The sequence below is a fragment of the Mycobacterium sp. genome, from assembly GCF_049278535.1.
Taxonomy (GTDB): domain Bacteria; phylum Actinomycetota; class Actinomycetes; order Mycobacteriales; family Mycobacteriaceae; genus Mycobacterium.
In genome coordinates this window covers 17,159-30,227 of the sequence record NZ_JBAPMI010000368.1, presented here as the reverse complement: position 1 = coordinate 30,227, position 13,069 = coordinate 17,159, and the positions used below count along the sequence as shown (strand labels likewise).

At 65.7% G+C, this 13,069-nt stretch carries 11 protein-coding genes, 1 tRNA gene and 1 pseudogene; 5 read left to right on the top strand and 8 right to left on the bottom strand.

Going from position 1 to position 13,069, the window contains the following annotated elements:
* The 3 genes from WAO18_RS23840 to WAO18_RS23830 form a co-directional block, all read right to left on the bottom strand.
* Positions 1-639 (bottom strand): cyclodehydratase (locus WAO18_RS23840; RefSeq protein WP_422208691.1); only part of this gene is annotated, 639 nt, incomplete at its 3' end.
* A gap of 153 nt (positions 640-792) precedes the next feature.
* The gene (locus WAO18_RS23835; RefSeq protein ID WP_422208690.1) at positions 793-2,379 is read right to left on the bottom strand and encodes an adenylate/guanylate cyclase domain-containing protein; all 1,587 of its coding nucleotides are present in this window, start codon (positions 2,377-2,379) and stop codon (positions 793-795) included.
* Between the two features lie 132 nt (positions 2,380-2,511).
* Positions 2,512-3,906 carry a zinc-dependent metalloprotease gene (locus WAO18_RS23830; protein ID WP_422208689.1) on the bottom strand — a complete coding sequence of 465 codons (1,395 nt, stop codon included), beginning with the start codon at positions 3,904-3,906 and terminating at the stop codon, positions 2,512-2,514.
* Between the two features lie 95 nt (positions 3,907-4,001).
* Here WAO18_RS23830 and WAO18_RS23825 point away from each other — a divergent pair, with 95 nt between their 5' ends.
* The 4 genes from WAO18_RS23825 (at position 4,002) to WAO18_RS23810 (ending at position 8,762) form a co-directional block, all read left to right on the top strand.
* On the top strand, positions 4,002-5,024 hold the full coding sequence (locus tag WAO18_RS23825) for a PDZ domain-containing protein (RefSeq protein WP_422208688.1): 1,023 nt from the start codon (positions 4,002-4,004) through the stop codon (positions 5,022-5,024).
* A gap of 51 nt (positions 5,025-5,075) precedes the next feature.
* A complete protein-coding gene (locus tag WAO18_RS23820) occupies positions 5,076-8,048 on the top strand; it encodes a UPF0182 family protein (RefSeq protein ID WP_422208687.1) in 2,973 nt (990 codons plus the stop codon).
* 30 nt (positions 8,049-8,078) lie between these two features.
* The gene (locus WAO18_RS23815) at positions 8,079-8,615 is read left to right on the top strand and encodes a cupin domain-containing protein (RefSeq protein ID WP_422208686.1); all 537 of its coding nucleotides are present in this window, start codon (positions 8,079-8,081) and stop codon (positions 8,613-8,615) included.
* Between the two features lie 73 nt (positions 8,616-8,688).
* Positions 8,689-8,762, top strand: a tRNA-Met gene (locus WAO18_RS23810).
* A gap of 56 nt (positions 8,763-8,818) precedes the next feature.
* Here WAO18_RS23810 and WAO18_RS23805 read toward each other — a convergent pair.
* From WAO18_RS23805 to WAO18_RS23785, 5 genes and pseudogenes are all read right to left on the bottom strand, one after another.
* Complete coding sequence (locus WAO18_RS23805) at positions 8,819-9,292, bottom strand: SRPBCC family protein (RefSeq protein WP_422208685.1); 474 nt, start codon at positions 9,290-9,292, stop codon at positions 8,819-8,821.
* Positions 9,293-9,362: 70 nt separating this feature from the next.
* Positions 9,363-9,710: an aminopeptidase gene (locus WAO18_RS23800; protein WP_422208684.1), complete on the bottom strand. Its 348-nt coding sequence runs from the start codon at positions 9,708-9,710 to the stop codon at positions 9,363-9,365.
* 195 nt (positions 9,711-9,905) lie between these two features.
* Entirely contained in the window at positions 9,906-10,043 is a 138-nt protein-coding gene (locus tag WAO18_RS23795) for a hypothetical protein (protein ID WP_422208683.1), read from the bottom strand.
* Between the two features lie 562 nt (positions 10,044-10,605).
* On the bottom strand, positions 10,606-11,025 hold the full coding sequence (locus WAO18_RS23790) for an Hsp20/alpha crystallin family protein (protein WP_422208682.1): 420 nt from the start codon (positions 11,023-11,025) through the stop codon (positions 10,606-10,608).
* Between the two features lie 278 nt (positions 11,026-11,303).
* Positions 11,304-11,405: pseudogene (locus WAO18_RS23785) on the bottom strand (catalase); the annotation flags it as partial.
* A gap of 141 nt (positions 11,406-11,546) precedes the next feature.
* Between WAO18_RS23785 and WAO18_RS23780 the strand changes: the two are divergent.
* Entirely contained in the window at positions 11,547-13,067 is a 1,521-nt protein-coding gene (locus WAO18_RS23780; protein ID WP_422208681.1) for an FAD-dependent oxidoreductase, read from the top strand.
* The last annotated feature ends 2 nt before the right edge of the window (positions 13,068-13,069 follow it).

Below are 13,069 nucleotides of genomic sequence, written 5' to 3'. Positions count from 1 at the left end.
GTCGCGCAGCTGCGCGGCAACGGCCGGCCACGCCGCATCGCGGTCCCGGCGGTGCAAATCGGCGCATCCCAGACAGCTGGTGATGCCGGGCACGACCAGCGGGCCGACCAGGCCGGTGCCGTCGCGCACCCGCACCGCGAGGTGGGCGACGCCGTGGGTGTGCAGGTCGCGCAGCATTCGCGGGTCGGCGACCAGGTTGTCGGACAACACCACCAGGTCGGCGTCGGCAGAAGTCACCGCGGCGTGCGGCTGGTTGCTCTGCTTGATCCTGGCGCCCGAACACCGCAGGCCCTCGGCCAGCAATTCGGACAGCGGACCGCGGCCGTGCACCCGTATCGACGCCGACCGCCCGGCCCGCTGCCGGGCTCCACGCGTGGCCACGCCCGCCGTCACCAGTTGGGCGACCAGATCGCCCAGCTCAGCGGCGCTCAAGTCGGACTGGGTTTGCAGCTGGCTCAGCGGCACCGGCGAATGCATGGCTCGCAGCAAGGCGGCCAGCCCGGCGGCACTCACGCCGCGCGGCGGGCGGATCAGCACAGCGCGGCGCGGACTCCAGCCGACCTGCACGGCGCCGTCGGGGCGCAGCAGCACCGGCAGCGCCGGATCGAGCGCATAGAGCGACGGCGTGAGCTGCGCCATTCCGGCACTGTGCCACGGCCGTCAGGCAGATTGGTTCAGCTGTCCACAGGACCGTCGGGACCCTCGCGGGGTCCGCGATCGGCGTCGCGCTCAAACTCGGCGATCGCCTCATCGATCCTGCCGGAGCCGCCGCCGATGATGCGTCTTACCGGATCAACTATTGAGAACATCTCCGAGCGCGCTGACTCCGGCCGTTTTTCTGCGATCGGTGACCGGTACGAGGCGGGCCAGCCCGCGCACAAGCCACGGTGCGCGCATCGCGATCACCTCGACAGCGCGATCCGATCGGCGCATCGTCGTCCGACGGCCAGGAGTGGGCATTGACGCCAGTTCCGCCTCGGCCGATCCCGCCCGCGGGCCGTGGCGGTTGACCGCCAGCAGTTGCCAAGTGCCGGGCACGCCGCGCAGCTCGACGCTGCCGCGGTCCTCGAAGCCGGTGCCTGAGCCGACCACCAGGTCACGCACGGTGCGGGAGACCAGGATTTCACCGACGCCGGCCTCGCCGAGGATCCGCGCCGCGATGTGTACCGCGATTCCTCCGATGTCCGCGTCCAGCAGTTCACACTCGCCGGTGTGGATGCCAGCGCGGATCTGGATGCCCAGTGTCTCGGCGTCATCGCGCAGGGCCTCGGCGCAGCGGATGGCCTGCGTCGGGCCATCGAAGGTTGCGAGGTGGCCGTCGCCGGTGCTTTTGACCACCGTGCCACCGAAACGTTCCGTGAGGTCGGCAGTGATCTCACCAAAGCGGTGCAGCACCGCCCGCCATCGCTCGTCGCCGCTCGCTGCGGCGTGTTGCGTCGACGCGACGATATCGGTGAATAGCACGGTGCGCAGGGCGCGATGTGACTGCGCCGGCGCCGCATGGCTGCCGGTGAGGAACTCCTCGATCCCGGCCAGGATCTTGTCGGGCTCGGTTAAAAAGGGTGCGTGGTCCACGCCCTCGACCTCCAGGTACCGCGCGCCCGGGATGTGGTCGGCGAGATACCGGCCGCCTTGCACCGGAACCGCGTTGTCCTCGCGGGCATGGATGACCAGGGTCGGCGCGGTGAGCGTGGGCAAGATCGACCGCACGTCGGTCAGAAACGCCGCTTCGAATGACGCCCGCGCCATTCCCGGGCTCGCGCACATGCGCTCCAACGTTGCGAGCTGGCGTATCAACCGGAACGACGGCGCGCTGATGCTGGCTGCCACACCGCTGCCCCACCCGGAGCGCACGGCGCGGCCGCCTTCCTGGAAGCGGGCGAGCTGCTCAATCGACGGCGTGTAGTCCTCGCCCAGCTCGGCAAGGAAGCGCGACCGCAGCTCGGCCGGGTCGCGATCCATGTCGTCCCACCCCGTGAAGCCCCAATACGCAATGGTGCCGTGAAGGATCAGCGCCCGCACTCGCTCGGGCCGCGTTGCCGCGAACATCATGGCGGCCGGTCCACCGTCACTCAGACCGGACACGACGGCCTGTCCGAAGCCGACCGCATCCATGACAGCCTCGACCTCGGCCGCTCGTTCCTCCAGCGTGCGAACTTTTGACACCGGGTCCGACAGCCCGACCCCGGCCTTATCGAACACCGCAACGCGGCAGAACGTGGCGAGCTGATCAACGAACGCTTTGAATTGCGGCAGGGTCCAGGCCAGCTCGATGTGGCTGACGAACGGCCAGACGATGATCAGCTCGACCGGCCCGTCGCCGAACACCTGATACGCCAGGCTGAGATCGCCGCACATGGCGTATGACGTTTCCGGCATCGCATGAGCGTACTGCTGATCCCCCCGCTCGCCAGGGCACGAGTGACAGTCCCCCCGGGTATTTCCACTTAATGATTGCCCGGGCAGCTGGTGATGCCGGGCACACTGTCCACGGCCGTCAGGCAGATTGGTTCAGCTGTCCACAGGACCGTCGGGACCCTCGCGGGGTCCACGATCGGCGTCGCGCTCGAATTCGGCGATCGCCTCGTCAATCCCGCTGGTGTCGCCGCCGATGGAGCGGTCGATGAATGCGGCCGGGTCGTCGAGATCCTCGGATCCGGGCAGCAGATCAGGGTGCTGCCAGACCGCATCGCGGGCGTCGACGCCGACAGCCTGGGTCAGCCGATCCCACAGCGCGGCGGCCTCCCGCAGCTTGCGCGGCCGCAGTTCCAGGCCCACCAGCGTGGCGAAGGTCTGCTCGGCCGGTCCGCCGGTGGCCCGGCGCCGGCGCAGCGTCTCGCCGAGAGCGGCCGCGCCCGGGATGCGGTCGCCCAGCGCCGCGTTCACCACCGTCTGTACCCAGCCCTCGATCAGCGCCAGCAGCGTTTCCAGCCGCTCCAGCGCCTGGGTCTGCTCGGGTGTGGCTTTGGGCTCGAACACCCCTTGGGTGAGTAGCTGCTCGACGGCGGCCGGATCGTTCAGCGACGCCGGGTTGAAATCGCGTGCCAGCTCTTCGATTCCGTGCATATCGATTTTCATGCCTCTGGCGTAGGCCTCGACCGCGCCGAGCAGCTGGCTGGACAGCCACGGCACGTGACTGAACAACCGGTGGTGGGCGGCCTCGCGGGCCGCCAGGAACGTGACGATCTCGCTGCGCGGCTGCTCGAGCCCGTCGGCGAACGACTCGATGGCATTGGGCAGCAGTGCCGCAATGCCCTTGGGCCCCAACGGTAATCCGACATCTGTCGACGTCAGCACCTCGCGGGCCAACCGCGCCAGTGCCTGACCCAGCTGCGAGCCGAATGCCATGCCGCCCATTTGCGACATCATCGACAGCAACGGTCCCGCCATCGCCTTGGCCTCTTCGGGCAGCGCCGAGGCCCACACCGAGGCGATCTGCTGGGCCATCGGGTCGCACAGCCGCTTCCAGGTCTCCAGCGTGTGGTCCACCCAGTCGTTTGGAGTCCAGGCGATCGCCTTGGTAGTACCCGCCGGCAGCGCGGTCACGCCGTTGAGCCAGGTCTCGGCGAGGTGGACGGCGTCGCTGATCGCCTCGCGGGTGGCGATCGGGATGGGAGCCACAAACCCGATCGAGCTGGACGCCAACTGGCGGGCCAGCTCGTAGTTCACCGGACCGGCTTGCGCGCCCGGCGTGCCTGAGCCGGTGGCGCTGAACATCTGCCCCAGGCGAGTGAAGATCTGCCCGAGGTCGGCCACGTTGAACTCGCCACCGAGGCTGCCCAGGCCGAATGGGTCAGCGGACCCCGAGCCGGACTCGGAATCGTCGTCGCGGCGCTTGTCGCGGTCCGGGTCGTCCCCACCGGAGAACCCGAAAGGCAGGTCAGCCATGTCCTCAACGGTACTCATCGCGCACGCGCGACGCGCGGCCCGTCGTCACGCTCTTAGTGAACCCGCGGGCCACGAACCTGGGCCGGGTCACCCTTCCGTCTAGTGTTAGCGACGTGAACAGGCGGATTCTGACGCTGATTGTGGCGTTGATCCCGATCGTGGTCTTCGGCGTGCTGCTCGCGGTGGTGACGGTGCCTTACGTGTCGCTGGGGCCGGGTCCGACGTTCGACACGCTCGGTGAGGTTGAGGGCAAGCAGGTGGTCGACATCAAGGGCACCCCCACGCACCCGACGACGGGCCACCTGGACATGACGACGGTGGCCCAGCGCGACGGCCTCAGCCTGGCCGAGGCGCTGACGCTGTGGCTGTCCGGGCAGGAACAGCTGATGCCGCGCGACCTGGTCTACCCGCCGGGGACGTCGCGGGAGGACGCCGACAAGGCCAACGACGCCGACTTCAAAGAGTCCGAGCACAACGCCGAGTTCGCGGCCCTGGGATATCTGAAGTATCCGCGCGCGGTCACCATCGTGACGCTCACCGATCCCGGGCCGTCGGTAGGCAAGCTGCAGGCCGGTGACGCCGTCCAGGCGGTCGACGGCAAGCCGGTGGGCACCGTGGAGGAGTTCACCACGTTTCTGAAGACCACCAGGCCGGGCCAAAACGTCACGGTCGATTTCCACCGCAAAAACGCGCCACCCGGGGTCGCGCACATCACGTTGGGCCATCACCCCAAAGGCGATTACGGCTTTGTGGGCGTCTCGGTCACGGACGCGCCGTGGGCGCCGTTCGCGGTCGATTTCAACCTCGCCAACGTCGGCGGTCCGTCGGCGGGTCTGATGTTCAGCCTGGCGGTCATCGACAAACTCACCACCGGCAACCTCGCCGGCTCGAAGTTCGTGGCGGGCACCGGCACGATCAAGCCGGACGGCGAGGTGGGCCGGATCGGCGGGATCCTGCACAAAATGAGCGCGGCCCACGATGCCGGCGCGACAGTGTTTCTGGTTCCGGCCGAAAACTGCTACGAAGCGAACTCCAAACAAGTGCCCGGCCTGCAATTGGTGAAGGTCGACACCCTCGGTGCGGCAGTGGACGCGCTGCACGCCGTGGCCACCGGCGGTCATCCGCCGAGTTGCTGACCGGTGCGTACAGTTGAAACGTCGCGGACAACCGAGCAGGGAGCGTAGCTAGTGGGGATGCGGCCCGCCGCCAGGATGCCGAAGCTGACTCGTCGCAGCCGGACTCTTATCGCGATCGCCCTGACCGTGATCGGGCTGCTGCTGATCGGCCCGCGATTGATCGACGCGTACGTCGACTGGCTCTGGTTCGGAGAGCTGGGCTACCGGTCGGTGTTCACCACCGTCCTGACCACCCGGCTGATCGTGTTCGTGGTGATCGGGCTGCTCGTCGGCGGCATCGTGTTCGCCGGTCTGGCGTTGGCCTATCGCACCCGGCCGGTGTTCGTTCCGAGTAACGGCAGTGACCCGGTGGCGCGGTATCGCACCGTGGTGATGGCGCGGCTGCGGGTGATCGGTGCCGGTGTCCCGATAGCGATCGGCCTGCTCGCCGGTGTTGTCGCACAGACGTATTGGGTGCGCATTCAGCTGTTCCTGCATGGCAGCGACTTCGGCGTTCGCGATCCGCAGTTCGGCAAGGACCTCGGCTTCTACGCCTTCGACCTGCCGTTCTACCGGCTGGTGCTCAGCTTTATCTTCATCGCGATATTTCTTGCTTTTGTCGCGAACCTGTTGGCGCACTATGTATTCGGCGGAATCCGGCTGTCTGGACGCACCGGTGCCCTGAGCCGCTCGGCGCGCATCCAGCTGATCAGCCTGGTCGGAACGTTGGTGTTGCTCAAGGCCTTTGCGTATTGGCTGGACCGCTACGAGCTGCTGTCTCACACTCGGGCCGGCAAGCCGTTCACCGGGGCCGGGTACACCGACATCAACGCGGTGCTGCCGGCCAAGCTGATCCTTCTGGCGATCGCATTGATCTGTGCGGCCGCGGTGTTCTCGGCAATTGTGCTGCGGGACTTGCGGATTCCCTCCATCGGCCTGGTGCTGCTGTTGCTGTCGTCGATGGTCGTGGGGGCGGGCTGGCCGCTGATCGTCGAGCAGATCAGCGTCAAACCCAATGCGGCGCAAAAGGAACGCGAGTACATCAGCCGAAGCATCGCCGCGACCCGGCAAGCCTACGGCCTGACCGAGGACGTGGTGACCTACCGCGACTACAGCGGCGACGGGCGAGCCACCGCAGAGCAGGTGGCGTCCGACCGCGCCACCACCTCAAACATCCGGCTGCTCGACCCCACCATCATCAGCCCGGCTTTCACACAATTCCAGCAGGGCAAGAATTTCTACTACTTCCCCGACCAGCTGTCCATCGACCGCTACCGCGACCGTGACGGCAATCTGCACGACTACGTCGTCGCCGCCCGCGAACTCAACCCGGACCATCTGATCGACAACCAGCGGGACTGGATCAACCGGCACACCGTCTTCACTCACGGCAACGGCTTCATCGCCTCGCCGGCCAACACCGTGCGCGGTATCGCCAACGACCCCAACCAAAACGGCGGATACCCCGAGTTCATGGCCAACGTGGTCGGGGCCAACGGGAGCGTGACGTCCAGCGGTCCCGCCCCACTGGATCAGCCGCGGGTCTACTTCGGACCGGTCATCGCCAGCACACCCGCCGACTACGCGATCGTCGGACGCAACGGCGTAGATCGGGAATACGACTACGAGACCAACACCGAGACCAAGAACTACACCTACACCGGCAGCGGCGGAGTGCCGCTGGGTGGCTGGGTCTCGCGCAGCGTTTTTGCCGCGAAGTTTGCCGAACGAAACTTCTTGTTCTCCAACGTGATTGGCTCGAACAGCAAGATCCTGTTCAACCGCGACCCGGCTCAGCGGGTGGAGGCGGTGGCGCCGTGGTTGACCACCGACAGCAGCGTGTACCCGGCGATCGTCAACAAGCGGTTGGTCTGGATCATCGACGGCTACACCACGCTGGACAACTATCCCTACTCCGAGCTCACCTCGCTCTCGTCGGCCACCGCCGACTCCACCGAGGTCGCGTTCAACCGGTTGGCGCCCGACAAGCAGGTGTCCTACATCCGTAACTCGGTAAAAGCCACCGTCGATGCCTACGACGGAACGGTCACGCTGTACGAGCAGGACGAGCACGACCCGGTGCTCAAGGCATGGATGAAGGTCTTCCCCGGGACGGTCAAACCCAAGAGCGACATCACCGCCGAGCTGGCCGCCCATCTGCGCTATCCCGAAGACCTGTTCAAGGTGCAGCGGATGCTGTTGGCCAAGTACCACGTCAACGACCCGGTGACGTTCTTCTCCACGTCGGACTTCTGGGACGTGCCGCTCGACCCGAACCCGACCGCCAGCAGCTACCAGCCGCCGTATTACATCGTCGCGAAAAACATTGCCAAGAACGACAACTCGGCCTCGTTCCAACTGACCAGCGCGATGAATCGGTTCAAGCGCGATTACCTGGCCGCCTACATCAGCGCCAGCTCCGATCCGGCGACCTACGGCAAGATCACCGTGCTGACCATCCCGGGTCAGGTCAACGGTCCAAAGTTGGCCAACAACGCGATCACCACCGATACCGCGGTGTCCCAAGACCTCGGCGTGATCGGGCGTGACAACCAGAACCGGATCAAGTGGGGCAATCTGCTGACGCTGCCGGTGGCTCAGGGCGGATTGCTCTATGTCGAACCGGTTTACGCATCACCCGGCACCAGCGATGTCGCGTCGTCGTATCCGCGGTTGATCCGGGTGGCGATGATGTACAACGACAAGATCGGCTACGGACCCACCGTCGGCGACGCACTGACGGGTCTTTTCGGGCCCGGGGCTGCCGCCACCGCTGCAGGAATCGCGCCCACCGAGTCGGGCGCTCCGGCCAGTGCGCCACCGGGTGGCGAGCCACCGGCCAATCCGCCGCCTCCGGCTAATGCGGTGGCACCCGTGCCGAGCGGGGCGGTGAGCCTGTCACCGTCCAAGGCAGCAGCGCTCAAGGACGTCGAGACGGCAATGGGCGCAGCGCGAGACGCCCAGAAGTCGGGCGACTTTGCAGCCTACGGCTCGGCGCTGCAGCGGCTCGACGACGCGATCAACAAGTACAACAACGCCAAGTGATCCGGCTCGCTGTGGTGCGGAGGTATACCGATGACCGATAAGAATCAGATTCCGGTGTCGGTGGTAAAGCCTGGAGAAGGGGAGTACGTAGCGCTCCCGGGTTTCGGGGCCGTGTTCAAGCTATCCAGCCGCAATAACGGCGGCGAGGTCTCCATCGTCGAGCATCCGTTCGCGGTCGGCTTGCTCACCGCGGCGCATCGCCATACCCGCGAGGACGAGCATTCGATCGTGTTGGCAGGTGAGATCGGCTTTCGTTCTGACGACAGTGAGGTCGTCCTCGGGCCCGGCGGCTACATCACCAAGCCGCGCGGGCAGATGCACGCGATGTGGAACGCCGGCAGCCAACCAGGCCGCATCGTCGAGATCATCACCCCGGGCGGATTCGAGAATTACTTCCGGGAGCTCGGCGAGCTGCTCGTCGAGCATGCGAGCGATCCGGTCGCCAAAGTCCTGCACGAGATGCCCGAGTTCGGCGAGCTGGCCGACAAATACGGGCTGACCTACGGGGATCCGGACTGGATGGACGACATCCGACGGCGGTACGGGTTGAGTCCGCCGTCACACTGACCCGGCCCGGCAGCACCGGTCAGCGCGCGATTTGGCGGCCTCGCGCGCGTTCGGTAGCCTGATATTCACCCGTCGCGGGGTGGAGCAGCTCGGTAGCTCGCTGGGCTCATAACCCAGAGGTCGCAGGTTCGAATCCTGTCCCCGCTACTAGTAGAAACGGCCCCCGGAGATCCGGGGGCCGTTTTGATGTCTGTGAACCTAGGTCAACCGGAGCTCCGGCGTTCGGCAATCGCGGCAAGCCGCCCTGTGCATTCCCGGTTGCGAGGGAACGCCGCGGCCAGCGCGAGTGGGTCTGGCACCCAACCCATCGGCAGACCGACGGGAATCTCGGCCATCTCGATGCGACAACCGCCGCCGTCGATATCCGACAGCCGCAGCGTGATACGAGCCTTGCCGAACGGTCGACCCTTGGCCAGCAGCACGAGTTGCTCGAGTGGACGGCAATCCTCGACCACCGTCCGGTCGTTAAGCAACAGCGGCCAAACACCGATGGAGTGCTGGATCGTGCTTCCGGCGTTGGGCCAGTCCGGGGAGACTGCACGCATCCGGCTATTGCCGACGACCCATTGCGAATATGTCCATCCGTCGGAGATCACGGCCCAAACCTGCTCGCGGGTCGCGGTGGTGTCCCGGGTGACGGTCAGCGGACTATCGACCTCTTGCGGATGTCTGGTCATTGGCTGCCTCTCGGGTTACCGATCGCCGAACGGTGTGGCCCCGAGCCCACGACGCAAGGCTGACGGAACGTCAGATACTGTCCGCGGCGGTTCTCGGCCGCCGCAGGAATATCGCGCCGGCGACAATGATGCCCACCGCGGTCAACGGAATGGTCCACAAACGCCGCGTTGCCAGCGCTGAGTTGCATTCGGACACGAACTGGCTCTTAGGGGCCAGTTGGTTGGCGATGGGAATCTGCTGGACGACCGGGGAGTTCCCGATATTTTGGTTGTCCTGGGCTCGTGCGGCCGAGACGTCGGAGTACACGGCGTTACCGCACCCAATACCTCCGGAGATCGTAACGGGCACAAACAAGCCAATCGCTCCGGCGATGAAAAGTACCGCGCTCGCGAGGATGATTAGCCTCCGACCTGTCATCGCTTATGCACTCCTTCGATAGGTGAGCCCGCCCGGGCCTCGACGGTGAAGCATGTAACCGGATGAATGTCGGTTTAAACGTTGGCTATCGAGCACCTCCGGCGTGGCTGTCAATAGTGGTGGCGCGCGCTGAACGCAGCGCCCTGACGCAGGCAGGTTTTTCTGAAGTATCGTGCGGACTCGAAACCGAAGCGACTAATGCGCGACGAGGTCAGCCGACCAGGTTTGCGAAATGCCTTGGTGTGGATAGTCTTCGTCGGCGGAGGGCACTGTTTGGCGTTGTTCAATCCAGTCGGCGAGATCGGCGTCAATGTCGATGACCGATTCGATCATGGCTAGCTCCTTCGCGTTGAGTGCCTCATTCGGGGTAAGTCGCCGGGGTTGAGTTTTGCTGCCAGCCCGGCGTGAAGGGCCTGCTGCCCGCCCCCGGTGGTGCTGCCTGGTTGGGCATTGGCGTGTCCTCGACGAAGTGGGAGGCGCGCCCGGGGTGTGGCCGGGGGCAGCGGGCAACTCGGCTATGTCTGTGGTGATGCCATCACCTTCCTTTCACCTCAGCTGTTGATGTTGGTCGCGGGGCGGGGTCGGAGGGCCGCGTTGCAGCGCGCGGACGTGCCGCGCTGGTGCGAGCCGAGGGCGCACCGTTGCGCCGTAGGACCGACTAGCCGACCGGGGCCTCATGAGGGCGCACCCAGTGACCGGTCGTGCCGGTGGCTGATGGGCAGAGGGTGACGCCGCACGCAAGATTGCCTCGACCTCGGCGAAAAGCGACGCGGTGTCACAATCCAGGCACCGGATCTCTGGCTGTGCGCCGCCGGCGTTCTCGCTGGCCGTCGGCTCCGCCAAGGTATCGAGGTATGGCATCGTCATCGGCTCCCCGTGCCCAGCCGCCGGCCGATCAGGCGTTGATGACCTGGTGACCGTTGCTGCGACCGATCGCGATCTTGCGGGGCTTGGCCTTCTCGGCCACCGGGATCCGCAGTCGGAGCACTCCTGCCTCATAGGACGCTTCGATCCGGTCGGTGTCCAGGTTCTCGCCCAGCACCAGCTGCCGACTGAATATTCCGCGGGGGCGCTCGGTGGCAAGCATCTCTCTGTCCGGATCAACTTCGGGGCGCTCGGCACGCACCGTCACCACATTGCGTTCGATGTCGAGGTCCAACGATTCCTCCCTGATCCCGGGCAGGTCGAACTCGACGAAAAACTCTTCGCCTTGACGCCAGGCGTCCATCGGCATGATCGCCGGTCGTGCGGCGGTCCCCGACACGCGCTGCGTGAAGCGGTCAAGGTCACGGAATGGATCGGTTCGCATCAACATGGTCGCCACCTCAACTCTCCAATCTAGTGTCAGATCCACATCAAATGTGTGCCAAATGGCATACATTTGATATAGCAGCTACCAGAGAGTCAGGCAAGACCCTGACGAGATTTTTTGCCAGAACCTTTGACGGGGTCGCCAAACCCGGACGTCAGCCGGGACGAATCGATCCCACACCCCGTGCTCCTCCCGGCCGGTGACGAGCGAGTCGACGACGCTCGACACGTCTGGCCCGACGAAGACTCCCCCGCCTGGTAACGCAACACCGGCTGCGGCAACCCGCGAGTGTCTCGCACGGTGTCCGCCGATCCACGGGAACCCACCACGGCGGAGAAGCGGACGAAGACCGCCGTCGCGACACCGGACTTGAGAAACGCCGCCGTCGGTCTCATACAGCCGCACACCCCGCGCGCCGGTGAGTTATTCGCCCTGTTGCCCGTGCGCGGTCTCAGCACCCTCAACCGGTGTTCGCGTCGTCGAGCGAAGTTTTCCGCCAGCATCAGCGGGGTACTAGCTCGCTCATGACGTCTCTATGGCTGAGCGGCCGAGTCGAACAGCCTTGGACCGCAAGTGAATTTGGTGACGTTGGTAGTCGAAGCGCCGACGTCGTCGTCGTGGGCGCCGGAATCACCGGATTGATGACTGCGGTTCTGTTGGCTCGCGCCGGCAAGGACGTCGTAGTGCTGGAAGCTCGCACCGTCGGCGCCTGCGCGTCAGGAAACACCACCGCCAAGGTCAGTTTGCTTCAAGGCAGCCACCTTTCGAAGATCCTGTCGAAGCACGGCAAGAGCATTGCGCGTGCCTACGTGGACGGCAATCGTGAAGGCCAAAGTTGGGTGCTCGACCACTGCGGGTCACATGGGGTACGGGTGCAGCGCGAAGATGCCTATACCTACGCTCAGTCGGGCGACGGCGTGGCATCCGCACGCGCAGAGTTGAAGGCGTGCCAAGCAGTGGGCCTGCCCGCTACGTGGGAAGCCCACGCTGACGTTCCGTTTCCGTATCACGGCGGAGTGCGCCTGGCCGAGCAAGCGCAATTCGATCCGATGTCATTCTTAGACGCGCTGGCCGCCGAACTGCTCGCGCACGGGGGACGGTTGGTCGAACACACGCGGGTGCGGCGAGTCTCCGGCCACGGACACAACTTGCTCGTCCACGCCAACGACGCCGCGCAGCAGGAGGTGGAATGTGCTGCCGCGCAGGTGGTATTGGCCACGGGGATTCCGATCCTCGACCGCGGCGGTTATTTCGCGCGCGTCAAGCCCAGTCGGTCCTACTGCTTCGCTTTCAAAGTCCCTGGCGACATCACCCGGCCGATGATGATTTCGACGGACTCGCCCACGCGTTCTGTGCGCTACGCGCCCGTCGCCGACGGTGAGCGGTTGATCGTCGGCGGTGGGGGCCACGTCGTCGGTCGCGAGAAGAGCCCATCCAAGGCGCTCAAAGAACTGGCGGCGTGGGCGACCTCGCACTATCCGGGAGCACAGCAGACCCATTTCTGGTCAGCGCAGGATTACACGCCGATCGACGATCTGCCGTACGTTGGCCCCATCCTGCCGGGCAACGAAAGCATCTTCATTGCAACAGGTTTCAACAAGTGGGGAATGACGAATGGCGCCGCCGCGGCGCTCGCGCTGTCCAGTCGCTTGCTCGGCGGACGAATGGACTGGTCACGCGCCTTTGCCAGCTGGAGCCCGCACGAACTCTCGGGTCTGCGAACGGCGATGCAGTCAAACCTTGAGGTCGGCTTCAATCTGACCAAGGGATGGATCACCCCGGCGGCGCGCATAGGCCGTCGCACCCCCCAAGAGGACGAGGGCGGCGTGGTCAGCGGACCGCCCTGGCATCTGGAAGCCAGATGTCAGGTCGACGGCGCCGAGCATCGCGTCTCGCCGGTTTGTCCCCACCTCGGGGGGATTGTGAACTGGAACGACGCAGACAAAGCATGGGAATGCCCGCTGCATGGGTCGCGCTTCGCGCCGGATGGCACGCTGCTCGAAGGCCCGGCTACACGTGATCTCAGCTCCTCGCATCGGAGTTGATC

Excerpts from the sequence above, each read along its gene's own strand:
- WAO18_RS23805 (WP_422208685.1), bottom strand. The coding sequence starts at position 9,292 with ATGACCAGACATCCGCAAGAGGTCGATAGTCCGCTGACCGTCACCCGG.
- WAO18_RS23815 (WP_422208686.1), top strand. The coding sequence starts at position 8,079 with ATGACCGATAAGAATCAGATTCCGGTGTCGGTGGTAAAGCCTGGAGAA.
- WAO18_RS23780 (WP_422208681.1), top strand. The coding sequence starts at position 11,547 with ATGACGTCTCTATGGCTGAGCGGCCGAGTCGAACAGCCTTGGACCGCA.
- WAO18_RS23795 (WP_422208683.1), bottom strand. The coding sequence starts at position 10,043 with ATGATCGAATCGGTCATCGACATTGACGCCGATCTCGCCGACTGGATT.
- WAO18_RS23830 (WP_422208689.1), bottom strand. The coding sequence starts at position 3,906 with ATGAGTACCGTTGAGGACATGGCTGACCTGCCTTTCGGGTTCTCCGGT.
- WAO18_RS23835 (WP_422208690.1), bottom strand. The coding sequence starts at position 2,379 with ATGCCGGAAACGTCATACGCCATGTGCGGCGATCTCAGCCTGGCGTAT.
- WAO18_RS23790 (WP_422208682.1), bottom strand. The coding sequence starts at position 11,025 with ATGTTGATGCGAACCGATCCATTCCGTGACCTTGACCGCTTCACGCAG.
- WAO18_RS23800 (WP_422208684.1), bottom strand. The coding sequence starts at position 9,710 with ATGACAGGTCGGAGGCTAATCATCCTCGCGAGCGCGGTACTTTTCATC.